Here is a 22,823-nt window from a genome sequence, read left to right on the forward strand (position 1 = left end):
GAACACCTGTCAGCCATGTCCCCGGGCTGAACACTGCGCTCACAATGACGAAGGAAACAGTTGAGGCGCATCTGCGCACGGTGGGGAGGACGGGCTTGCCGAAGCCCGCTTGCATGTCTACCTCTCTCGCGTGTCTGAGAGAGAGGTCCGCCGCCATGATCGATGCCGCCGTCAAGGCGATTTCGCAGATTCTGTCGCCGCCGATGCGCTCGATCCTGTGGCGCTCGATCGGGCTGGCGCTGGTGCTGGTCACGGTGCTGGCGATCGGGCTGCAGCGGCTGTTGAGCTGGCTCGCCACCGCCGGCGAGGGCTGGGCCGAATCGATGCTCGGCCCGAATTCCCATGGCACGCTGGAGGTGCTGACCTGGATCATCTCGATCGCGGCCGGCTTCGGCGTCGTGTTCGGCGGCATCATGCTGATGCCCGCGATCACCTCGCTGATCGCCAGCCTCTTTGTCGACGACGTTGCCGATCTGGTCGAGCGCGAGCACTATCCGGCCGAGCGGCCCGGCGTCGCGCTGCCGTTCGGCGTCGCCATCATTGAAGGCCTGAAGGCGGCGGGACTCACCATCCTGGTCTATCTGGTCGCCCTGCCCTTCGTGTTCCTGGCCGGCGCCGGCTTCGTGATCTTCTTCCTCGCCACCGCCTGGCTGCTAGGCCGCGAATATTTTGAGCTCGCCGCGATGCGCTTCCGCCCGCCGGCGGAGGCCAAGGCGATGCGGCGCGACAATGCGGTCACCGTATTCACCGCCGGCCTGATCATCGCGGCCTTTGTGACGATCCCGATCGTGAACCTGGCGACGCCGCTGTTCGGCATGGCCTTCATGGTCCACCTGCACAAACGCCTATCCGGACCGCGGCCCGAGCTGATCGAGCCGTCGTCGGAGCGCCGGCTGCGCAGCCTCTAGGGCCAGCCGCCGCGGCGATGGGCTCTCGGTCCTGTTGCGGGCAAAGGGAATGAGAATGAAGCCGAGCAGCGCAACGCCGGCAAGCAGCGCCCAGGCCTCGTTGACGCAAAGCGCCAGCGACGCCTTCTCCACCAGCGGCCGGACATAGGCGATCGCGGCTTCCTCGGACACGCCGCGCGGCCGGTTGCGCAACAGCTCCGGGGCCAATCCGATCGCCTTGGCGGCCGCGGTGTCGCCAGCCATCAGCCGGTCGCGGAATGCCTGGGCATGCAGCCCGACGCGGCCGTAGATGATCGTGTCGATCAGAGCGATGCCGATCGCGCCGCCGAGATTGCGCATCAGGTTGAACAGGCCGCTGGCGTCGGCGACCTCGGCCTGCGGCAGATCGCCGAGCGCGATCCGCGTCGGCGGCAACAGGCAGAACATGATGCCGACACCGCGCACCACCTGCGGCCAGAACATTTCCTGATAGTCCGCACTGGCCGGCTGGAACGCGCTGGCGGCAAGGCCGGCGCTGAACAGCGCGAAGCCGAACGAGGTCAGCAGCCGGGCATCGACCTTGCCGTCCAGCGCTGTCACCAGCGGCGCTGCGATCAGTTGCGCCACCCCGGTCACCAGCATGATCTTGCCGATCTCGAACGCATCGTGCTGGCGCACGAAGGCGAGGAACACCGGCATCAGATAGACCGAGCCGAACAGGCCGATGCCGAGACAGAAGCTCGACACGCAGCCGAGCGTGAACGAGCGGCGCTGAAAGCTGCCGAGCCGCAGGATCGGATGCGGCGAAGCCAGCAGCCGCTGGATCAGCAGAGTCAGGCAGGATCCGCTCAGCACCAGCAGCGCGATGCAGTTCGACGAGAGCCAGCCGCCCTTGGGGGCCTCCTTCAGGCCGAGTTCGAGGCTCGCCAGCGACACCGCGAGCAGCATCAGCGCCAGCAGGTCGAGCTTGTCGAGCTCGATGAGATTCATCCGCTGCTTCGGCAGCAGGCTCGGCGTCATCAGCGCAGCGATGATGCCCGGCACGATGTTGATCAGGAACAGCCAGGGCCACGACCAGGTGTTGGTGATGAAGCCGCCGACGACGGGGCCGATGGTCGGCGCGAGCACGGCAACCACGCCGCCGATCGTGGTTGCGACCGCGTGCAGCCGCGCCGGAAACAGCAGGAACACCGCCGAGAACACCACGGGGATCAACAGGCCGCCGAAGAAGCCCTGCAGCACGCGGAACGCCAGCAGCATGTGGAAGCTGCCGCTCATCGCGCAGCCGAGCGAGGCCGCCGTGAAGATGCTGACGGCGCCGACGAATAGCCAACGCAGGCTGAAGACGCGGGTGAGCAGGCCGGTCAGCGGAATGGCGATGATCTCGGCGATCAGATACGCGGTTTGGACCCAGCTCATGGCGTCCGGCGTGATGCCGAGCGCTTCCTGGATCGTCGGCAGTGACGTCGCCACCACCTGGATGTCCAGGATCGCCATGAACATGCCGACGCACATCAGGATGAAGCCGAGCCAAGTGGCGAGGCCTGGCGTCTCCTGCGGCGTCGCCGGTGCGCTCATGCGGTCTGGCTGCGGCTGATGCCCGACAGCGCCTCCGATTCGGCGCGGATCCGGATGACGAGGACGGCCGCATTCAGGCCGGAGAAGATCAGCGCGATCAGCGGCAGGTGCAGCGCCAGCGGCAGCAAGGCGATTTCCGCGGCGACCACCAGATAGTTCGGATGGGAGATGTAGCGGTAGGGTCCATCCGCCACCAGCGGCGCGCCGGGCAGGATGATGATGCGGGTGGTCCAGCGCGGGCCGAGCGTCGCCAGCACCCACCAGCGCAGCCCCTGCAGCAGCACGAAGCCTGACAGCAGCCAGGGATCAACCTCCTGGTCGGTGCCGAGCAGCCACAGCGACACCAGCCAGGCCGCATGCATCGTGATCATCAACGGATAATGATCCGCGCCGACCTCGACCGCGCCCATGGCACGGAGCCGGCGTGTGTTGTGGCGGGCGAGCACGAGCTCGCCGAGCCGTTGCATCGTGACGAGCGCAAGGATGAAGGCTGCAAAGGTCATGCGGCGTGCCTCAGTGAAACGCAGCTTGCGGTGAAGCCAGGTCCGAGCGCCGTCAGCACCGAGCGCGGCGGCAGCCCGCGGGCGCGGGCACGCTCCAGTACGAACAGCACCGTTGGCGCCGACATGTTGCCGTAGTCGGCGATGATTTCGCGTTCATGATCCAGCGTGCCCTGGCCGAGCGACAGCGCGCGCTCCAGCGCCGTGATCACCTTGGCGCCGCCAGGATGACAGACGAAGCGATCGACGTCCGACGAAGCGAGCTTCATGCCGCCGAGGATCTCGTTGACCGCAGGACCCATATTCTCGGTGACGAAGTCCGGAATGGTGCGCTGGAAGATCACGCCGAAGCCTTCCGGATCGACGCTCCAGCCCATGATATCGAGCGTCTCCGGCCACAGCTTCTCGCCGGTCGCCTCGACCCTGATAGCGCCGCCATCGCCGGCGCGCAGGATCGCGGCCGCGGCGCCATCTCCGAACAGGCTGAGCGCGACGATGTTGGCTTTCGTCAGCTCGTCGTGGCGCACCGCGAGGGTGCACAATTCGAAGGTCACAAACAGCACGTTGGTGCCGGGCCGCGCCTGCGCCAGCCGGGCCGCGATCGACAGGCCCGACACGCCGCCGGCGCAGCCGAGCCCGAACACCGGCACGCGCGACACGTCGGAGCGGAAGCCCATGCGACCGGCGACGCGCGCCTCCAGCGTCGGCGTGGCGATGCCGGTCGAGCTCACGCTGACGATGGTGTCGATCTCGTCCGCTTTGAGATCGGCCTGCGCCAGCGCCTTGGTCGTCGCGTCGATGAACAGCGCCTCGGCGCCTTGAAGATAGGCTTCCGTGCGCTCCGGCCAGCCGCGCCGCTCCATGTACCATTCGATCGGCTTGACGCCGTAGCGCTGGCGGATGCCGGTGTTGGCGAACAGGCTCGCCATCGTCTCGAACTGCGGGAAGCGCGGCGACAGCACCACGCGCGCCGCCTCTGTCACTTCGTTCTGGCGAAACTGATGCGGCGGCACCGCGGTCGCAAGCGACATGAGGGCGGCGGTATGGTCCATGCGTCTGATCCTTCCCACGTCCCGGCGCAGCAAAAGTCCGAGAACGCGAGAATCCTCACGCGCCACTCACATCGCCCGGATAACGGGTTTCATCTTATGTCCAATGCGGGCGCCGATGTGGCCCGGCCATGGTGAGACGGCGTCGCCGCGTGACGCAATAGTGACTGTCAAACGCGTTCTCGCGTGCAACCGTTCGTCACGTACAACGTATCAGGCGGTCTTCTCCGGCCAGCGGCACAGGTCCTTGATCAGGCACAACTCGCAGCGCGGCTTGCGCGCCAGACACGTGTAGCGGCCGTGCAGGATCAACCAGTGATGGGCATGCAGCATGAACTCCGCCGGGATCACCTTCTCCAGCCCGAGCTCGACCTCGAGCGGGGTCTTGCCGGGCGCAAGCCCCGTGCGGTTGCCGACGCGGAACACATGGGTGTCGACCGCCATCGTGTGCTCGCCGAACGCCATGTTGAGCACGACATTCGCGGTCTTGCGTCCGGCGCCGGGCAGCGACTCCAATTCAGCGCGGGTGCGTGGCACCTCGCCGCCGAACTCGCTGATCAGCTTCTGCGACAGCGCGATCACGTTCTTGGCCTTGGTGCGGTAGAGGCCGATGGTCTTGATGTAGTCGCGCAACTGCTCCTCGCCGAGCGCGATCATCTTCTGCGGCGTGTCGGCGACCGCGAAGAGCGGCCGCGTCGCCTTGTTGACGCCGGCATCGGTGGCCTGCGCCGAGAGCACCACCGCGACCAGCAAGGTATAGGGGTTGAGATGCTCGAGCTCGCCTTTCGGCTCCGGGTTGGATGCCGCGAAGCGGCTGAAGGCCTCACGGATCTCGGCGGGAGTCCAGGGTTTGGCCGCCTTCAACGCTTTCTTCACCGCGCGGGCAGGGGTCTTCGGCACGGTCTTCGCGTTCGCCGCCGTCTTCGGAGCCTTGGCGGCCGTCTTCGGAGCTGTCTTGGGCGCGGCTTTCGCGGCCTTTTTGGCGGGGCTGCGAACCGGTGCCGGCTTGGCGCGTTGGGGGCGGGTGATTTTGGCCATGATCCGGGTATACTGAGGCCCCATGATGCCAAGCAATGCTTTTGCGTCTCAGGAGACCGGCACCGACGCCGCGGATCAGGAGCTGTTCGCGGCACGGCTGACGCCGCACCGGTCGCTGAACCGCACCGGCTTCGTGGTGCTGATGGTCGTGGTCTGCGCGATCAGCTTCATCGGCGGCATCGCCTCGCTGCTGATGGGCGCCTGGCCGGTGTTCGGCTTTTTCGGGCTGGACGCGTTGGCGATCTACTGGGCCTTCAAGGTCAATTTCCGCCGCGCCCGCGCCTATGAGGAGGTCTCGATCACCCTGACCGAGCTGCGCCTGCGGCGGGTGAGCCACAAGGGCCACGTCATGGAATGGCGCTTCAACCCGCTCTGGGTGCGGCTCGACCAGGTCAGCCACGAGGAGTTCGGCATCGAGAACCTCTACCTCGTCGCCCGCGGCCAGCGCGTGGCGATCGCGAGCTTCCTCGGCCCGGAGGAAAAGGCGAGCTTTGCGAAGGCTCTCACCGCCGGCTTGCAGGCCGCGAAACGGGGGCCGGTGTATAATCCGCTGTAGAAGATATTGTTTCGAGGGAACGAGCACACAGCCCCGAGCTCCGTTCACCTCTCCCCGGCGGGGAGAGGTCGGCGCGGAGCGCCGGATGAGGGGGCCTATCCACCCGATCAGTCCACGTGAGCCTCTCACCCGGTCCGCGAGAGGTGGACGGAGATCGCTGCGCCTGCGGGGGCCGACCGCTTCCACCTATGGCCCCCGGATCAGAAATCGGGTGGAGTCCCCGTCCCGGCCGCCCTACATCCGGACTCATGATGACCCTTGCCATTCACGATTCCGCCCTGGCCAAGCCGGGCCCGCACCAATCGGCCGCGCTGCGCGACTACGACGCCGTGCGCCGGGCGATCGCCTTCATCTCGGAGCATTGGCGCCGGCAGCCGACCATCGAGGACATGGCCGACGCCGCCAGCCTCACGCCGGACGAGCTACACCATCTGTTCCGGCGCTGGGCCGGGCTGACGCCGAAGGCGTTCATGCAGGCGCTGACGCTCGACCACGCCAAGGGCCTGTTGAAGGGCTCGGCCAGCGTGCTCGACGCCGCGCTCGACTCTGGCCTGTCAGGCCCCGGCCGGCTGCACGACCTGTTCGTCACGCATGAAGCGATGTCCCCCGGCGAATGGAAGACCGGCGGCGCCGGCACGACCTTGCGCTACGGCTTCCACCCCTGCCCGTTCGGCATGGCCCTGGTCATGGCGACCCCGCGCGGCCTCGCCGGCCTCGCCTTCGCCGACCCCGGGGAGGAGGCCTCCGCACTATCAGACATGAAGAGCCGCTGGCCCCGCGCTGCTTACATCGAGGACGTCCCCGGCACCGCCGGCCTTGCGCAACGCATCTTCGACAAGAGCCTGTGGCGCCCCGACCAGCCGCTCCGCGTCGTCCTGATCGGTACCGATTTCGAGGTCCGCGTCTGGGAGACCCTGCTCAAGATCCCGATGGGCCGCGCCGTCTGCTACTCCGACATCGCCACCCGGCTGGAGTCACCAAAAGCGTCGCGCGCGGTGGGCGCCGCCGTCGGCAAGAACCCGATCTCATTCGTGGTGCCGTGCCATCGCGCACTCGGCAAGACCGGCGCGCTGACCGGCTATCATTGGGGCCTGACGCGCAAGCAGGCGATGATCGGGTGGGAAGCCGGGCAGGTTGGGATGGGGTAGGACGGCGGCACCACGCCCTCATTGGCCGGGCTTGTCCCGGCCATCCGCGTCGTTCAGCACGCGAGGAGACATGTGGATGCCCGGGACGAGCCCGGGCATGACGAGTAACTAATTAGCAGGATGGCTTGGGGGGACGTTGGGGATGAGGCACTGCCCGTCTGGCGGCCCTCGCCCCAGCCCTCTTTCCGTGAAGAACGGGGAGAGGGGCGCAGCGGCGCTGCGGACGACCGTGGGTCTTCAGCTGACAAGACGCATTCAACTGGCGAGAAACCAACCGACTAGAAACGCCATGGCGCGCGGAGACGGAGCGCCTTGAGTGCGCGATCAGCCCGCCAGGTCCAGCTTCGACTCCACCGTCGAATCCGCCTTCAGCCGGTAGATGATCGGTACGCCGGTGGCGAGTTCGCGCTTCAGAATGCCTTCGGGCGTGAGCTTCTCCAGCACCATGATGAGCGCGCGGAGCGAGTTGCCGTGGGCGGCGACCAAGGTGCGCTGGCCGCGGAGGACGCCGGGCAGGATCTCCTGGACGTAATAAGGCAGCGCGCGGGCCAGCGTGTCCTTGAGGCTTTCGCCGCCGGGCGGCGGGACATCGTAGGAGCGGCGCCAGACATGGACCTGCTCTTCGCCCCATTTGGCGCGGGCGTCGTCCTTGTTGAGGCCGGAGAGATCGCCATAGTCGCGCTCGTTGAGCGCGAGATTCCTGCTGGTCGGCAGGCCGGGCTGGCCGAGCTCATCCAGGATCAGCTTCAGCGTGTGCTGGGCGCGCGTCAGCTCGGAGGTGAAGGCAACATCGAAGGTCAGGCCGTGCGCTTTAAGCTTGCGGCCGGCCTCCTTGGCTTCGCTGACGCCCTGCTCGGTCAGGTCCGGATCCTTCCAGCCCGTGAACAGGTTCTTCAAATTCCACTCGCTCTGGCCGTGGCGCACCAGCACCAGGAGACGTTCGCTCATTGCTCACTGATCCACTTGGTTGGTTTAGAACAGGTCCTTGAGGCCGAGCACATCGCTCATCGTGTAGTAGCCCGGCGGCTTGCCATGCGCCCACAGCGCCGCCTTCAGCGCGCCATGGGCAAAGATCATGCGGTCCTCGGCCTGGTGCGACAGCACCAGCCGCTCCGAGGGCCCGGCGAAGATGACGCTGTGATCGCCGGCCGCGGTGCCGCCGCGCAGCGAGGCGAAGCCGATGTCGCCAGAGCGGCGCTCGCCGGTAATGCCGTCGCGGCCGCGCGCGGAATGCTGGTCGAGCACGACGCCGCGGCCCTCGGCGGCGGCGCGGCCGAGCATCAGCGCGGTGCCGGAGGGCGCATCGACCTTGTGCTTGTGATGCATCTCGAGGATCTCGATGTCGAAGCCGGCATCGAGCGATTTCGCGACCTGCTTGACCAGCGCCGACAGCAGATTGACGCCGAGGCTCATATTGCCGGACTGCACGACGATGGCGCGCTTGGTGACGCTCTTGATCACGGCATCGTCGGAAGCCGACAGGCCGGTGGTGCCGATGATGTGGGCGATGCCGCGCTCGGCCGCGATCGCGACATTGGCGATCGTCGCCGCCGGCACGGTAAAGTCGAGGATGCCGTCGGCCTCGGCCGACATGGTCCAGAGGTCGCCCGACAGCTTGATACCGTTGGCGGGAAGGCCGGCGAGCACGCCGGCATCCTTGCCGATCAGCTCCGACCCCGGGGCTTCGAGCGCCCCGGCCAGTTCCGCGCCGTCGCTGTCGGCGATCGCCCGCACCAGCGCGCGCCCCATGCGGCCGCCGGCCCCGGCAACGATCAAGCGCATCTTTGACATGTCAGTTCCTCCGCCGGATCAGGGCTATAGCCGGGGCTGACAGCGCGGGCAACCGAGCCCGGCGCGGAGCAGCCCCAGCCCCCGCGCAACAGGTCAGGGCTGCGGGCCGTCATAGCCCTCGATGATGACCAGATCGCCTTCCGAGTGCGGCGAACGCATCGCGACCAGACGCTGGTATTCCGGGGAATTGTAGCACGCGAGCGCGGTCTCGTAGTCCTTGAACTCGATCACGACGTTGCGCGACCGCGAGGTGCCTTCCTTGGTCTCGTACTGACCGCCGCGGACCAGGAACCTGGCACCGTACTGATGGAACACGGCGCCGTTCTGCGCGACATAGTCCTTGTAGCCATCCATGTTGTGCACGTCGATCCGCGCGATCCAATAGGCCTTGGCCATCCCTGTGGTCTCCTTGTTATGAGGCGGTCCTGCTTAGGTTCGATTGGTCTCTACGTGCGATTGGTCTTGCCGACCAGCGCGAGGGCGCTGGCGATATCGGCGACGATGCTTTCGGCGGCGGCCGCCGGATCGGCGGCGCCGGTCACCGGACGGCCGACGACGAGACGATCGGCCCCACCGACGATCGCCAGCGCCGGCGTCATGATGCGCTTCTGATCGCCAACGTCGGATCCCGCCGGGCGGATCCCGGGGGTCACGAGCTGCATGTCAGGTCCCACGAGCGGGCGCACCAGCTGGGTCTCCTCCGGCGACAGGATCAGGCCGTGGATGCCGATCTGCTTGGCCTGCACCGCGCGGCGGGCGACCAGCTCCTTGACGCCCATGGCGTAGCCGGCCGCGGCGAGGTCGGCATCGTCGTAGGAGGTCATGACGGTGACGGCGAGCAGCTCGAGGGGGGAGCCGGCGGCACCGGCGAGCGCGGCGGTCATGCTCTGCGAAAAGCCGTGCACGGTGAGGAAGCGGGCGCCGAGCCGGGCGATCTGGCGGGTGGCGCGTTCGACCGTGTTCGGGATGTCGTGCAGCTTGAGGTCCATGAAAACCTGCTTGCCGTCGGCCGCAAGGCGTTCGGCGAGCCCAAGACCGCCGGCATAGGTCAGCTCCATGCCGATCTTGTAGAACGTCACGGCATCGCCGAGCCTTGTGATCATGGCTTCGGCTTCCGCCACGCCCGGCAGGTCGAGCGCCACGATCAGACGGTCGCGCGGGGCAATCTCGGTCGGCATGTCACCTCACATCGTATGTTGCACCAGATCGATCAGCTGCCGCACCAGAGCATCGAGCGCGGCGATGTCGGCCGGCAGCCTGAGCCGATCCATGTCGTTATAGGCCTTGTCGGCGAAGGCCAGCGCGAGCTGGCTCGGGATGACCTGTGCGTCGCAGGCCGTCAGCATCAGCCGCAACGCCGCCAGCGCACGGACACCGCCGAAACGGTGTTCGGAGGCCGCGGCGATCGCGAACGGGCGGGTGCGGAACACCCGGCCACGGGCTTCCGGTGGCTCCTCCACGCGCGACAGCCAGGCCAGGGCATTGCTGAGCAGCGGCGGCGGGGCAGCGTTGTATTCGGGGGTCACCAGCAGAACCCCGTGATGGACCGCGATCATGCGCTTCAGATTGACCGCCTCGCGCGGCACGCCCGATCTCGCCTCGTGGTCGGCATCGTAGATCGGCAGCGGATAATCGGCCAGCGAGATGCGCGTCACGTCGGCGCCGGCCTGCACGAACTGATAGGCGGCGACTGCGGCAAGCTTGACATTGTGCGAGCCGGCTCGCGTCGAGCCGGGGATGATCAGGATTTTCAGGGCGGACATCGTGTGGCCGGACGGCGACCCGCCACGATGAGCCGCGGCTGCCGGTCAGGGCTTGCGATACACCCAGACGCGCGCGGGCGGAAGGTTCATCCAGATCCGCTCAGAGGCTTCGGTCGTGACGCCCGGCAGCGACTTCGGGATCGGCGGCACCACCGAATAGGTGAACTGCACGAACGGCGCGTTGGGCGCCATCGCCGCGAACGCATCGCGCACCAGCTTCATGCGGGTCAGCATCGGCTTGGTGACCAGCGGCAAGCCGGAGACGACGGCCGAAGCCGGCATGCCCAGAACGTTCCAGAGCGTGTCGCGAAGCCGGTAGGCATCGCCCTGAACGACCTTCGCCTGCGGATAGCGGTCGCGCAGCAGCGCACAGAAGCCCGGATTATATTCGACCAGAACCAGCCGCTTCTGGTCGATGCCGTGCTGAACCAGCGCATTCGTTATCGCGCCCGTGCCCGGCCCGAGTTCGATGACCGGTCCGGTGCCATGAGGATCGACATATTGCGCCATGGTGCGGGCCAGCAGCCGACCCGACGGCATGACGGCACCCATGTGCAGCGGCTTTTCGATCCATGAGCGGAGGAATCGCACCTCGTCGTCGAGACGAAGAGGTTTTTTCGACGCACGCACGGACGTTTGCAGGGGCATCTCAGTACCGGACGGGACCGTTTTCACGGCGATGTCAGAAAAGAGTCACAAAGACGTATAGGTCGCAGGCGGGGCGGTCAAGCCGAACCGTAACGCACGATTAAGGCTCGCGCTCCGCCCTCTTACAGAGGCATTCGATAATTTTTTGCATGTGCAGAGCAGCAAAGTCACACGACGCCCGCGCGCAAGCGCGGCGTCGCGTGAGGGCACGACTCAGCTCGCCGCCTTGCCGAAGAAATCCTTGACCTTGGTGAAGAAGCCGGCGGCCTCGGGCTGGGTTGCGCCGGACGACAGCTTCTCGAACTCGGCCAGCAGCTCCTGCTGCTTCTTGGTCAGGTTCTGCGGCGTCTCCACGACGATCTGGACATACATGTCGCCGGTCTGGCGTGAGCGCAGCACCGGCATGCCCTTGGCGGCGATCCGGAACCGGCGCCCGGATTGCGCACCGGCGGGAATCTTGACCTTGGTCTTGCCCTTGTCGATCGTCGGCACCTCGAACTCGCCGCCGAGCGCCGCGGTCACCATCGAGATCGGCACCCGGCAATGCAGGTCGGCGCCATCGCGCTGGAAGAATTCGTGCTGAGACAGCGACAGGAAGATGTAGAGGTCGCCCGGCGGCCCACCGCGCAAGCCGGCCTCGCCTTCGCCGGCGAGACGGATGCGGGTGCCGTCCTCGACGCCCTGGGGAATGTTGACCGACAGCGTGCGATCACGCGTGACCCGGCCGGAGCCGGAGCATGACGGGCAGGGATCCTCGATCATCTGGCCGCGGCCGTGACAGCCGGGACAGGTGCGCTCCAGCGTGAAGAAGCCCTGCGCCTGCCGCACGCGGCCGGCGCCGCCGCACATCGCACAGGTCTTCGGCTTGGTGCCGGCCTTGGCGCCGGTGCCGGAACAGGACTCGCAGGTCACCGAGACCGGAATCTCGATCTGGGCCGTCTTGCCCTGGAAGGCCTCTTCGAGGGTGATCTCCATGTTGTAACGGAGATCGGCACCGCGCTCGCGACCGGTGCCGCCGCGGCGCTGTCCGGCCATGCCGAACAGGTCTTCGAAAATATCGGAGAACGAGGACGCAAAGCCGGCGCCGAAGCCGTGCGGACCACCGGCGCCCTGCTCGAACGCGGCATGGCCATAGCGGTCATAGGCGGCGCGCTTGTCGGCGTCGCGCAACACCTCATAGGCCTCGTTGATTTCCTTGAATTTGACTTCACTGGAGGCATCGCCCGGATTCTTGTCCGGATGCCATTTCATGGCCAGCTTGCGGAAGGCGGCCTTGAGCTTGGTCTCGTCGGCGTCGCGTTCGACTTCCAGGGTCTCGTAATAGCAGCGCTTGGTGGACATCAATCAAACCCGCCCGAACATGGTCAGACCTGAACGGCTCGCGCGATCGCCGCGCGCCAGTTCAATGAAAATGACCCCCATCCAACGAGACGCAGGCTGCGCTCTTTGGCGTGGGGGTCATGGCTGTCGCCTCTACCGTCGTTTAAGCAGATTTCTTCTTGTCGTCGTCGACCTCGGTGAACTCCGCGTCGACAACGTCATCCTTGGCGGCATCGCGGGCCGCGTCGCTCTCGGCCTGCTGCTTGTACATGGCCTCGCCGAGCTTCATCGACGCCTGGGCCAAGGTGTTGGTCTTGGCCTTGATGGCCTCGGCATCGTCGCCCTTCAGCGCTTCCTTCAGATCGCTGACAGCGTCCTCGATGGCACGGCGCTCGGTGTCGGCGACCTTCGAGCCATGCTCGGCCAGTGCCTTCTCCGTGGAGTGCACCAGCGCGTCGGCATGGTTCTTGGCGTCGACCGCCTCGCGGCGTTTCTTGTCCGCCGCGGCATTCGCTTCGGCGTCCTTGACCATCTTGTCGATGTCGGCCTCCGACAGACCACCCGAGGCCTGGATGCGGATCTGCTGCTCCTTGCCGGTGGCCTTGTCCTTGGCCGAGACGTTGACGATGCCGTTGGCGTCGATATCGAACGTCACCTCGATCTGCGGCATGCCGCGCGGGGCCGGCGGAATGCCCATCAGGTCGAACTGACCGAGCATCTTGTTGTCGGCCGCCATTTCGCGCTCGCCCTGGAAGACCCGGATGGTCACCGCGTTCTGATTGTCCTCGGCGGTCGAGAACACCTGGCTCTTCTTGGTCGGGATCGTGGTGTTACGGTCGATGATGCGGGTGAACACGCCGCCCAAGGTCTCGATGCCCAGCGACAACGGGGTCACGTCGAGCAGCAGCACGTCCTTGACGTCGCCCTGCAGCACGCCGGCCTGGATCGCCGCACCGATCGCCACCACCTCGTCGGGGTTGACGCCCTTGTGCGGCTCCTTGCCGAAGAACTGCTTCACCATCTCCTGGATCTTCGGCATGCGGGTCATGCCGCCGACCAGCACCACTTCGCCGATCTCGCCGGCGGTCAGGCCGGCATCCTTCAGCGCCTTGCGGCACGGCTCGATGGTCTTCTCGACGAGGTCGGCCACCAGCGCCTCGAACTTGGCGCGGGTCAGCTTCATCGTCAGATGCTTCGGACCGGACTGGTCCGCGGTGATGAAGGGCAGGTTGATCTCGGTCTGCGTGGTCGACGACAGCTCGATCTTCGCCTTCTCGGCAGCTTCCTTCAGGCGCTGCAGAGCGAGCTTGTCGTTGCGCAGGTTGATGCCCTGCTCCTTCTGGAATTCGTCGGCGAGGTAGCTGACCAGACGCATGTCGAAGTCTTCACCACCGAGGAAGGTGTCGCCATTGGTCGACTTCACCTCGAACACGCCGTCGCCGATCTCCAGGATCGAGACGTCGAAGGTGCCGCCGCCGAGGTCGTACACGGCAATCGTACCGGCCTTGGTCTTGTCGAGGCCGTAGGCCAGCGCCGCCGCGGTCGGCTCATTGATGATGCGCAACACCTCGAGGCCCGCGATCTTGCCGGCATCCTTGGTGGCCTGGCGCTGGGCGTCGTTGAAATAAGCGGGGACGGTGATGACGGCCTGATCGACCTTCTGGCCGAGATGGGCTTCCGCGGTCTCCTTCATCTTCTGCAGGATGAAGGCGGAGACCTGCGAGGGCGAATAGGTCTTGCCGTCGGCCTCGACCCAGGCGTCGCCGTTGCCGGCCTTGACGATCTTGTAGGGGACGAGCTTCTTGTCCTTCTCGACCATCGGGTCGTCGTAGCGGCGCCCGATCAGGCGCTTGACCGCGAAGAAGGTCCGCTCGGGGTTGGTCACGGCCTGGCGCTTGGCCGGCTGACCGACCAGACGTTCGCCATCGTCACTGAACGCGACGATCGACGGCGTGGTGCGCATGCCCTCGGCATTCTCGATGACCTTCGACGATTTGCCGTCCATAACGGCCACGCACGAATTCGTGGTGCCGAGATCGATCCCGATGACCTTTCCCATGGTCTCATATCCTTCTTTTTGCGGCAGGTTGGGTGGGGCCCTGACGGCGCCCCCATCCAAAACCCCCTCAGATCAAATGCTCGCGATATTGCGACGATGAGCGTCATATAGGAGGGGGTGACTGACCCGCAAGGACCGGACAGGACCCTGGCACGCGGAAAAACCGCGGATTTTTGCCCGCTGCGCGAAAGCGCCGGCCGGCGGCGCCCAACGGTATCTCAACCGGACCTTTGCATCGCGCCGCGTCCGTTTCCGAGCCTGATCCGCAGCGCCGCCGCAAAGGCGCCATATCGGCTGGCGCGGCGACCACGTCGAATCATCCTTAGCGAAGTCATAATCGGAGCGACCGTCGCCGGCACCGGAACTTCTGGTCGCAGCCAATTGGTCTGTTGCTGGCTTGGCAAACCCGCTAAAAGGCGTGCCGTCCTATGGCGACCGTACGGGGGCTGCGGCCGGCCGCATGCCCTGGGTTTGTGAACGAGGCTGCTTCTTCATGATGTTCTCCCGACTTCTCGCCGCGGCCGTCGTTTCGCTGTCGCTGCTCGGCCCGGTATCGGCTGCGGACGCGATTTTCCCGCCGGGCGTCCGGATCGGACTGGCGCCCCTGGTCGGCCTCACCAAGGCCAAGACGTTCCCCGGCTTCGAGACCGAGGATCAGAGCGTCAAGGTGCTGCTGACCGAGCTGCCGGCAGCAGCCTATGGCGAGGTCAAGAATGCGTTCACGGCGAATCCCGGGGGCACCGGCAACATCAAGCCGGAAAGCATTGAGACGGCTGCAGGGACGGCCTACTATACAGTCGAGAACGGCCGCGACGGTGCCGCCGCGGTGCGGCGCTACTCGATGATCCTGCCCGGCACCGGCTTCTCCGGCTACGTCGCGGTGCAGGTCCCGGAGACGGCGAGCAAGATCTACACGGATGATGCCGTGCGCCAGATGTTCGCCACGGCGGTGGTTCGCAAGGACGTCCCGGTGGACGAGCAATTGTCGACCATGCCGTTCAAGGTGACCGAGCTCTCCGGATTCAAGACCGTGCGCACGCTCGGACCGGGCGCGCTGCTCCTCGCCGACGGCGAAGAGGACAAGGGCATTGAAGCAGCGCCCTTCGTGGTGATCGGGCTCGTGGCCGGAGCGACACCGGAGGCCGGCGACCGGAGCCGTATCGCGCAGCAGGCCGCGACGACCATTCCCGGCGTTCGCGAAGCCCGCATCACGATGTCGGAGCCCATTCGGATCGACGGGCTGCCAGCCTATGAGACCCGCGTCGACGCCGTCAGCGGCAAGGACAACACGCCCGTCACCGTCGTTCAATGGTTGCGCTTCGGCGGACCGAACACGCTGCGGATCATCGGCAGCGCCCCGCGAGACCAATGGTCAACAGCGTTCCCGCGCTTCCGCGCGGTGCGGGATGGCATCCAGCCGAGGGGCTGAGCGCGCCGCCCGGCCCGATCGAATTGTTGCCAGCTCTGCCAGCAATCTGAGGTAACCTGAAGCCCGCGCGCCAAGCGCCGATGCCGCCGCCTCCTTTGCGATCGCGCGTTCCGCGCGTTGACGAGGAGGTGCCGCGGCCTGAGATCAATCAGGGGAGGAAGGTTACATGGACAGACGAGGGATTTTGGCCGGTCTCGGTGCGACGGCGCTAATGTCAGCGCTTCCCGCCCGCGGCTGGGCAGCGGCATCAATCAAGCCGGACGAGACATCGGCGCTGCTCGTGATCGACGTGCAGAATTGTTTCCTGCCCGGCGGCAGCCTCGCCGTAAAGGACGGCGAGCAGGTCGTTCCGATCATCAACCGGATCGCGAAGGCCTTCAGCAATGTAGTTCTGACGCAGGACTGGCACACGCCTGCGCACGTCTCTTTCGCTTCCAGCCACGCCGGAAAGAAGCCGTTCGAGCTGGTCGACCTCGCTTACGGCAAGCAGGTGCTGTGGCCGGACCATTGCGTGCAGGGCACCGAGGGAGCGGCGCTCTCCAAGGATCTCGCGATCCCGCAGGCCGAGCTCATCATCCGCAAGGGCTTTCACAACGCGGTCGACAGCTACTCGGCTTTCACCGAGGCCGATGGCAAGACCACCACGGGTCTCGCCGCCTATCTGCAGGCGCGTGGCATCACCCGCGTCTTCGTTGCCGGACTGGCGACCGATTTCTGCGTCGCCTGGACTGCGCTCGATGCCCGCAAGGCAGGACTGGAGACTTATGTCGTCGAGGACGCCTGCCGCGGCATCGACACCCAGGGGTCGCTGGCCAAGGCATGGACCGACATGGCGGCGGCCGGCGTCAAGCGGATCAGTTCCGAGGATATCGCGGCATAGTCCGGTGCGCCGCGACCGGCTTGACAGCACGCGCCACCAACTAGAACTAAGAAGGCCACTTAAAAAATGAAGAAGGCCACGAGCTGACGGCTCGTGGCCTTCTGCTTGTCTTGGACTCGGGCGCCGCCGTCAGGCCGCGTTGTTGGGCTGATCGTTGTTCGCAGCGGGCGCCGGCTTGGCGCCGCCCTTGGACACGCCGACCAGCGCCGGGCGCAGCACGCGCTCGCCGATCATGAAACCGGCCTGTACGACCTGCACCACCGTGCCCGACGGCACCGAGGCATCGGGGACCTCATACATTGCCTGTTGGAAGTTCGGGTCGAACTTCTGTCCGGTCGGATCGAATTTCTTGACGCCGTTCTTCTCCAGCGTGTTGAGCAGCGAGCGCTCGGTCAGCTCGACGCCTTCGATCAGCGCCTTGAGGCCGGGATCGGCATTGGCCCGCGTCTCGGCCGGCACGGCATCGAGTGCACGCTGCAGATTGTCGGCAATATCGAGCACGTCGCGCGCGAAGCCGGTGATGCCGTAGATGCGCGCATCGGCAACCTCACGGGCCGTGCGCTTGCGCAGATTCTCCATCTCCGCCAGCGTGCGCAGCATCTTGTCGCGCGCGTCGGCGGCTTCCTTGGCCAGTGCCTCTGCTGAGCCGGTCTCGGGGTCGTCGGGCATGATATAGGGTTTGGAGACGACGGGTTCGCTGGCCTGCGCCGGGTTTTCCGGATCGTTTTTATGCAGGTCGGGATCGGTCATGGACAGACTTCTCGCAAGTTCGGCTGAACGGGTTTTCTGGATGTCGGGCGGGATATCGTGCTTTAGTCAGCGAAAATCAAGCGCGGGCTCGCGGCTCCACGCGATCGCAGGGTTAACCGGACCGATCGCGCATCAGCCACCGAGCAGACGGCTGACCAGGCGCGCCGCATAATCGACCGTCGGTATCACGCGGGCATAGTTCAGCCGGGTCGGACCGATCACGCCGAGCACACCGACAATGCGGCCGGTGGCGTCGGAATAAGGCGACACGATCGTCGAGGAGCCCGACAGCGAAAACAGCTTGTTCTCCGAGCCGATGAAGATGCGGACGCCGTCGGCATTCTCGGCGCGCCCCAGGAGGTCGACGACGCCGCGCTTGGTCTCGAGATCGTCGAACAGCCGCCTGACCCGTTCGAGATCTTCGAGCGCGTGGAGATCCTCGAGCAGATTGGCATGGCCGCGCACGATCAACTGGCGATCGTCGCTGTCGCCGCCCGACCAGCTCGCGACACCGGCCGCAATCACTTTCTGCGTCAGCTGATCGAGCTCGGCGCGATCGTGCGCCAGCGCGGTCTCGAGCTCGAGCCGCGCTTCCGCCAGGGTGCGTCCCCTGATCCGGGCATTGAGGAAGTTGGAGGCCTCGGTGAGCGCCGAGGATGGCACGCCGGGCGGCAATGCCAGCACGCGATTTTCGACTTGGCCGTCCTCGCCGACCAGCACCACCAGCGCCCGCTCCGGCTCCAGCCGCACGAACTCGATATGCTTGAGCCGGGTGTTGGATTTCGCGGTCAGGACCACGGCCGCGGCACGGGTCAGGCCCGATAGCCGCGTCAGCGCCTCGTCGAGGGCAGCTTCCACTGACTGCGCCCGTCCCACGGACGCAAGCTGACTCTGGATCGATTGCCGCTCCGCCTCGGTCATGTCGCCGACCTGCATCAGGGCGTCGACAAAGAAGCGGAGCCCCGCCTCGGTCGGCAAACGGCCGGCAGAGGTATGCGGCGCATAGATCAGGCCGAGCTGCTCCAGGTCGGCCATCACGTTGCGCACCGACGCAGGCGACAGCGGAACCGCGATCAGACGCGAGATATTGCGCGAGCCGACCGGCTCGCCGGTCGCCAGATAGCTTTCGACGATCTGGCGAAAAATCTCGCGCGAGCGCTCATTGAGCTGCGCGAGCCCCGCCGGCGGTGTCATCAGGTTGATCGGATCGTGGTGGGCCACCAGAGACTCTCCTCCCCAGTTGCCTATAATGTGTCCATGCGGCGGCTCGGTGGCAAGCTGGTCTTGAGCAGGGGCCCCCTGGCGTGATCCCCCCTGATAAGCCCTTGCCGCTGCCGGCCCCGGCTCCTACAAGGCCATTCAACACCCGTCTTTGCCCTGCCACGGAGAGAATCATGCGGCCGAGCCGCCGTGCACCGGATGAATTGCGGCCCGTGAGCCTGGAACGGGGCGTCGTCAAATACGCCGAGGGCTCCTGCCTGGTGAAGTTCGGCGACACCCATGTGCTGGTCACCGCCACGCTGGAGGACCGGCTGCCGCCATGGCTGAAGGGCCAGGGCCGCGGCTGGATTACGGCCGAATACGGCATGCTGCCGCGCGCCACCCTGGAACGGACCCGGCGGGAGGCCTCCGCAGGCAAGCAGACCGGCCGCACGGTCGAGATCCAGCGTCTGATCGGCCGCTCGCTGCGCACGGCGATCGACCTGGAGGCGCTCGGCGAGCGCCAAATCACGGTCGATTGCGACGTGCTGCAGGCCGATGGCGGCACCCGCACGGCGTCGATCACCGGGGCCTGGGTCGCGCTCGCCGACTGCATCAAATGGATGAAGACCCGCAATATGCTGAAGACCGAGGTCTTGCGCGCCAATGTCGCCGCGATCTCCTGCGGCATCTACAACGGCACGCCAGTGCTCGACCTCGACTACGCCGAGGATTCCGAGGCCGAGACCGACGCCAATTTCGTCATGACCGGCGATGGCCGCATCATCGAGGTGCAGGGCACGGCGGAAAAGACCCCATTCACCGAGGCCGAGTTCCTGGCGCTGATGGCGCTGGCGCGCAAGGGCGTGGCCCGGCTGGTCGATCTACAGAAGATGGCGGTCGCGTGAGCAGCAGCCATCGCAAGCTCAGCGGTCGCATCGTCATCGCGACCCACAATCCCGGCAAGCTGGCCGAGATGCGCGAGCTGCTGGCCCCCTACGGCGTCGAGGCCGTATCGGCCGGCGAACTCAGCCTCGGCGAGCCGGACGAGACCGGCGAGACATTCCAGGCCAATGCACGAATCAAGGCCGTGGCCGCCGCGGACGCCGCGCAGTTGCCGGCCTTTGCCGATGATTCCGGCATCGTCGTCCATGCGCTGGACGGCGCGCCGGGCATCTACTCGGCCCGCTGGGCCGGGCCGGACAAGGATTTCACGGCGGCGATGACCCGGATCGAGCGTCTGCTGCAGGAGCGCGGTGCGACCGGACCGGACAAGCGCGGCGCGCATTTCGTCTCGGCGCTGTGCGTCGCCTGGCCGGACGGGCATGTCGAGGAGGTCGAGGCGCGCGTCGACGGCACCTTGGTATGGCCGCCGCGCGGCTCCGCCGGCTTCGGCTACGACCCGATGTTTCTGCCCGAAGGACATGATCGCACCTTCGGCGAGATGACGAGTCTCGAGAAGCACGGCCTGCCGCCGCTCGGCCTCGGCCTGTCGCACCGGGCCCGCGCTTTCGTGAAGCTCGCGGAGATCTGCCTTGACCAGCGCTGAGAACGAAGCGTTCGGCGTCTATGTGCACTGGCCGTTCTGCCTGTCGAAATGTCCGTATTGCGACTTCAACAGCCACGTCCGCCACACAGCCATCGACCAGGACCGCTTTGCCCGCGCCTTCGCCAGGGAAATCGAGACCACCGCCGCGCGCATCGGCGCGCGTACCGTCTCCTCGATCTTTCTCGGCGGCGGCACGCCGTCGCTGATGCAGCCGCAGACCGTCGGCGCCATTCTCGATGCGATCGGCAAGCACTGGCACGTCGCTTCGGATGTCGAGGTTTCGCTGGAGGCCAATCCAACCAGCGTCGAGGCGACCCGCTTTGCCGGCTATCGCACCGCCGGCGTCAACCGCGTGTCACTCGGTGTTCAGGCGATGGACGACGCCTCGCTGAAAATGCTGGGCCGCCTGCACACCGCCGAAGAAGCCATGAAGGCGGTGGCCATCGCGCGGCAAGCTTTCACGCGCTATTCGTTCGACCTGATCTATGCCCGGCCTGACCAGACGCCGGCGATGTGGACCGAGGAATTGACGCGCGCCATCGGCGAGGCGGCCGAGCATCTGTCGCTGTATCAGCTGACGATCGAGGAGGGCACGCCGTTCTTCGGCCTGCACGCCGCCGGCAAGCTGAAGACCCCCGACGAAGGTCTGGCGCGCACGCTCTACGATGTGACGCAGGAGGTCTGTGCGCGTCACGGCCTGCCGGCCTATGAGATCTCCAATCATGCGCGGCCGGGCGCGGAGTGCCGGCACAATCTCGTCTATTGGCGCGGCCAGGAATATGCCGGCATCGGTCCCGGCGCCCACGGCCGGCTCGATATCGACGGCATCCGGCACGCCATCGCGACCGACAAGCGGCCGGAAGCCTGGTTGATGCGAGTTGAATCCAACGGTCATGGCGTGATGACCGACGACGAGCTCAACCGCGAGGAGCGCGCCGACGAATTCCTGCTGATGGGGCTGCGGCTCGCCGAGGGCATCGACCCGAAGCGCTATGCCGCGATCTCCGGACGGCCGCTCGACCCGCGCCGCATCGCGCTGCTGCGCGAGGAGGGCGCGATCATCGTCGATGGAGACGGTCGCCTGCGGGTGACGCAGGACGGCTTTCCGGTGCTCGATGCCGTCGTGGCCGATCTCGCCGCCTGACGCTGCGCGCTTTTGTGTGGCGTTGAAGCTATGTGGCGTTAAAGCTCTTGGGCGCACCGGCGACAGCCTGCCCGCCCCCTGAGCCGACGCGCATGACCGCGAGCCCGCGCTCATTGGTGCCGTCGCTGCGGAAACGAAACAACCCGTCGATGCCGGCAAAGCCGGACGCGTTGGTCAGCACGTCTGGCGCGAAACGCTGCGCGCCTTGCGTCCGCGCCAGCGCCGCGACGAGGGCGACCGCATCATAAGCCAGAGTCGCTGTCCGGACGGGATCGCCGCCGAACCGCGTGCGATAGCGTCCCGCAAACGCGCGGAAGCCTGCGGGATCGGGCGCCGCGTAAAGGCCGCCCTGGAGACTGGCGCTGTTGTAGACCCGCGGATTATCCCACAGCCCGGTGCCGAGCAGCTGGATGTTGCGCAGATTGGCCCCCGCCGCCGTCAGCGCATCCGCCGTCGCAACTACCGAATCGCCGTCGTCCGCCAGCAACAGCGCGTCGGCACCGCCGAGCGACTGCGCCACGGTGCGCGCCGCCGTGTTGCGATCGCCGCTATATTTCTCGAAGGCCACGATCCGGCCGCCGCGCCGGCTGACCGCCGTCTTGAACGCACCTTCGACCACCGTGCCATAGGCGTTGTCGGGCAGCAGCGCCGCGAAGGAGCGCTTACCGACACTCGCCGAATAATCCACGATACGGATCGCGTCGGACTCCGGCAGGAAGCTCAGCAGGTACACGCCACGACCGGCGACGCTCGAATCGGTGGAAAAGGCGATCACCGAGATGTTGCGCGTGCGCGCGACCTGGGCGGTCGCTGGCACCGAGCCGGCGAACAGCGGACCGAGAATGATCTCGGCGCCCTCGTCGCAGGCCTGCTGTGCGCCCTGTTGCGCGCCTTGCGGACTGCCGGCGTCATCCTTGATCAACAGCTGGATATTGGGGTTCTGGAACTCGGCCAGCGCCATCTCGGCGGCGTTCTTCATCGACTGCGCCGCGATGCCCGCATTGCCCGAGGCCGACAAGGGCAGCAGCAGCCCGACCTTGACTTGGCCGTTTCCGGCTACCGCCGGTTGTAGCGGTGGCCCGGAGGGGCCGGTCGGTTGCTCGAACGGGTTGGGGATGCTCATGCCCTGCTGCACGCCCGAGCAGGCCGACAACAGCGGCGCGCCGACGATCAGGCCCAGCGCCGTTCGTCGGGCAACCCCATGCGAGTCCGGGCCGTGAGACTTGAGGCCGAAAGACCTGGGACCGTGAGACTTGGGATGACGCGGGCCCACCATGGCATCTCTTCGTTCGGCCGAGACGGCCAGAAGTTCCTTTATCGCACGCCCGTCGGGTCGCACTGATTCAGTCATATTGTCGATGAATAGTTAAGCAAAACAAAAGGCTGTCAGGGCCACACAGCCGATCAATTCGACGTTTTGCACGGCATATCCCCCGCTCGCACGCTGCCGCTTCCTTGACCGTTTCGAACTTGCCGGTCCGAACTTGAAGCTCCGATGAACGGGACGCCCCCGTCTGGATCGGAAGGTCGATCG

23 protein-coding genes are annotated in these 22,823 nt (G+C 66.4%); 8 read left to right on the forward strand and 15 right to left on the reverse strand.

What is annotated here, in order from left to right; translation table 11 throughout:
* Nucleotides 1-155 precede the first annotated feature (155 nt).
* Nucleotides 156-908, forward strand: coding sequence for a sulfate transporter family protein (locus tag HL671_RS33650; RefSeq protein WP_012040560.1), 753 nt, complete (start codon nt 156-158; stop codon nt 906-908).
* Here the strand turns inward: HL671_RS33650 and HL671_RS33655 are convergent.
* The 4 genes from HL671_RS33655 to nth all read right to left on the reverse strand — a co-directional run bounded on the left by HL671_RS33655 (nt 846) and on the right by nth (nt 5,052).
* Nucleotides 846-2,465, reverse strand: a complete 1,620-nt coding sequence (locus HL671_RS33655; RefSeq protein WP_012040559.1) for a DHA2 family efflux MFS transporter permease subunit — start codon at nt 2,463-2,465, stop codon at nt 846-848. The two genes, HL671_RS33650 and HL671_RS33655, sit on opposite strands and share 63 nt — an antisense overlap.
* Nucleotides 2,462-2,968 (reverse strand): isoprenylcysteine carboxyl methyltransferase family protein, encoded by a 507-nt coding sequence (locus HL671_RS33660; RefSeq protein ID WP_172242585.1) that lies wholly within the window; start codon nt 2,966-2,968, stop codon nt 2,462-2,464. The genes HL671_RS33655 and HL671_RS33660 overlap by 4 nt, the downstream gene beginning before the upstream one ends.
* On the reverse strand, nt 2,965-4,017 hold the full coding sequence (locus tag HL671_RS33665; RefSeq protein ID WP_012040557.1) for a type III polyketide synthase: 1,053 nt from the start codon (nt 4,015-4,017) through the stop codon (nt 2,965-2,967). The genes HL671_RS33660 and HL671_RS33665 overlap by 4 nt, the downstream gene beginning before the upstream one ends.
* Before the next feature lie 210 nt (nt 4,018-4,227).
* A complete protein-coding gene (gene nth / locus HL671_RS33670) occupies nt 4,228-5,052 on the reverse strand; it encodes an endonuclease III (RefSeq protein WP_012040556.1) in 825 nt (274 codons plus the stop codon).
* A 22-nt stretch (nt 5,053-5,074) separates the two neighbouring features.
* Here nth and HL671_RS33675 point away from each other — a divergent pair, with 22 nt between their 5' ends.
* On the forward strand, nt 5,075-5,608 hold the full coding sequence (locus HL671_RS33675) for a DUF2244 domain-containing protein (RefSeq protein ID WP_041750246.1): 534 nt from the start codon (nt 5,075-5,077) through the stop codon (nt 5,606-5,608).
* A 248-nt stretch (nt 5,609-5,856) separates the two neighbouring features.
* Nucleotides 5,857-6,756, forward strand: a complete 900-nt coding sequence (locus tag HL671_RS33680) for a methylated-DNA--[protein]-cysteine S-methyltransferase (protein ID WP_172242588.1) — start codon at nt 5,857-5,859, stop codon at nt 6,754-6,756.
* Between the two features lie 324 nt (nt 6,757-7,080).
* Here HL671_RS33680 and HL671_RS33685 read toward each other — a convergent pair whose 3' ends face one another.
* The 8 genes from HL671_RS33685 to dnaK all read right to left on the reverse strand — a co-directional run bounded on the left by HL671_RS33685 (nt 7,081) and on the right by dnaK (nt 14,337).
* The gene (locus HL671_RS33685) at nt 7,081-7,704 is read right to left on the reverse strand and encodes a 2,3-bisphosphoglycerate-dependent phosphoglycerate mutase (protein ID WP_012040553.1); all 624 of its coding nucleotides are present in this window, start codon (nt 7,702-7,704) and stop codon (nt 7,081-7,083) included.
* 24 nt (nt 7,705-7,728) lie between these two features.
* Entirely contained in the window at nt 7,729-8,547 is an 819-nt protein-coding gene (dapB, locus tag HL671_RS33690; protein ID WP_012040552.1) for a 4-hydroxy-tetrahydrodipicolinate reductase, read from the reverse strand.
* Between the two features lie 93 nt (nt 8,548-8,640).
* Entirely contained in the window at nt 8,641-8,943 is a 303-nt protein-coding gene (locus HL671_RS33695; protein ID WP_012040551.1) for a DUF1330 domain-containing protein, read from the reverse strand.
* A 50-nt stretch (nt 8,944-8,993) separates the two neighbouring features.
* Nucleotides 8,994-9,725 (reverse strand): orotidine-5'-phosphate decarboxylase, encoded by a 732-nt coding sequence (pyrF, locus tag HL671_RS33700; RefSeq protein ID WP_172242591.1) that lies wholly within the window; start codon nt 9,723-9,725, stop codon nt 8,994-8,996.
* 6 nt (nt 9,726-9,731) lie between these two features.
* A complete protein-coding gene (locus HL671_RS33705) occupies nt 9,732-10,310 on the reverse strand; it encodes an NADPH-dependent FMN reductase (RefSeq protein ID WP_172242594.1) in 579 nt (192 codons plus the stop codon).
* Between the two features lie 45 nt (nt 10,311-10,355).
* On the reverse strand, nt 10,356-10,958 hold the full coding sequence (locus HL671_RS33710) for a class I SAM-dependent methyltransferase (RefSeq protein ID WP_012040548.1): 603 nt from the start codon (nt 10,956-10,958) through the stop codon (nt 10,356-10,358).
* Between the two features lie 213 nt (nt 10,959-11,171).
* On the reverse strand, nt 11,172-12,299 hold the full coding sequence (dnaJ, locus tag HL671_RS33715; protein WP_172242597.1) for a molecular chaperone DnaJ: 1,128 nt from the start codon (nt 12,297-12,299) through the stop codon (nt 11,172-11,174).
* 142 nt (nt 12,300-12,441) lie between these two features.
* On the reverse strand, nt 12,442-14,337 hold the full coding sequence (dnaK, locus tag HL671_RS33720) for a molecular chaperone DnaK (RefSeq protein WP_012040546.1): 1,896 nt from the start codon (nt 14,335-14,337) through the stop codon (nt 12,442-12,444).
* Between the two features lie 493 nt (nt 14,338-14,830).
* Here dnaK and HL671_RS33725 point away from each other — a divergent pair, with 493 nt between their 5' ends.
* Nucleotides 14,831-15,766, forward strand: a complete 936-nt coding sequence (locus HL671_RS33725; protein WP_172242600.1) for a hypothetical protein — start codon at nt 14,831-14,833, stop codon at nt 15,764-15,766.
* Nucleotides 15,767-15,932: 166 nt separating this feature from the next.
* Nucleotides 15,933-16,646 carry a bifunctional nicotinamidase/pyrazinamidase gene (gene pncA / locus HL671_RS33730; protein WP_172242603.1) on the forward strand — a complete coding sequence of 238 codons (714 nt, stop codon included), beginning with the start codon at nt 15,933-15,935 and terminating at the stop codon, nt 16,644-16,646.
* Nucleotides 16,647-16,775: 129 nt separating this feature from the next.
* Here pncA and grpE read toward each other — a convergent pair whose 3' ends face one another.
* Together grpE and hrcA are read right to left on the reverse strand one after the other, a co-directional pair.
* On the reverse strand, nt 16,776-17,396 hold the full coding sequence (grpE, locus tag HL671_RS33735) for a nucleotide exchange factor GrpE (RefSeq protein WP_011942705.1): 621 nt from the start codon (nt 17,394-17,396) through the stop codon (nt 16,776-16,778).
* Between the two features lie 132 nt (nt 17,397-17,528).
* Nucleotides 17,529-18,617: a heat-inducible transcriptional repressor HrcA gene (gene hrcA / locus HL671_RS33740; RefSeq protein ID WP_011942704.1), complete on the reverse strand. Its 1,089-nt coding sequence runs from the start codon at nt 18,615-18,617 to the stop codon at nt 17,529-17,531.
* A 173-nt stretch (nt 18,618-18,790) separates the two neighbouring features.
* Between hrcA and rph the strand changes: the two genes are divergently transcribed.
* The 3 genes from rph to hemW are packed head-to-tail and all read left to right on the forward strand — an operon-like array spanning nt 18,791 to nt 21,289.
* Entirely contained in the window at nt 18,791-19,504 is a 714-nt protein-coding gene (rph, locus tag HL671_RS33745; protein WP_011942703.1) for a ribonuclease PH, read from the forward strand.
* Nucleotides 19,501-20,145 carry an RdgB/HAM1 family non-canonical purine NTP pyrophosphatase gene (rdgB, locus tag HL671_RS33750; RefSeq protein ID WP_011942702.1) on the forward strand — a complete coding sequence of 215 codons (645 nt, stop codon included), beginning with the start codon at nt 19,501-19,503 and terminating at the stop codon, nt 20,143-20,145. The genes rph and rdgB overlap by 4 nt, the downstream gene beginning before the upstream one ends.
* Nucleotides 20,132-21,289, forward strand: a complete 1,158-nt coding sequence (hemW, locus tag HL671_RS33755) for a radical SAM family heme chaperone HemW (protein ID WP_011942701.1) — start codon at nt 20,132-20,134, stop codon at nt 21,287-21,289. The genes rdgB and hemW overlap by 14 nt, the downstream gene beginning before the upstream one ends.
* A 28-nt stretch (nt 21,290-21,317) precedes the next feature.
* On the opposite strand, the gene HL671_RS33760 is transcribed toward hemW, so the two are convergent.
* Nucleotides 21,318-22,565 (reverse strand): penicillin-binding protein activator, encoded by a 1,248-nt coding sequence (locus HL671_RS33760; RefSeq protein WP_011942700.1) that lies wholly within the window; start codon nt 22,563-22,565, stop codon nt 21,318-21,320.
* Nucleotides 22,566-22,823: the final 258 nt, after the last annotated feature.

This window comes from Bradyrhizobium denitrificans (genome assembly GCF_013179005.1).
GTDB lineage: Bacteria > Pseudomonadota > Alphaproteobacteria > Rhizobiales > Xanthobacteraceae > Bradyrhizobium > Bradyrhizobium denitrificans.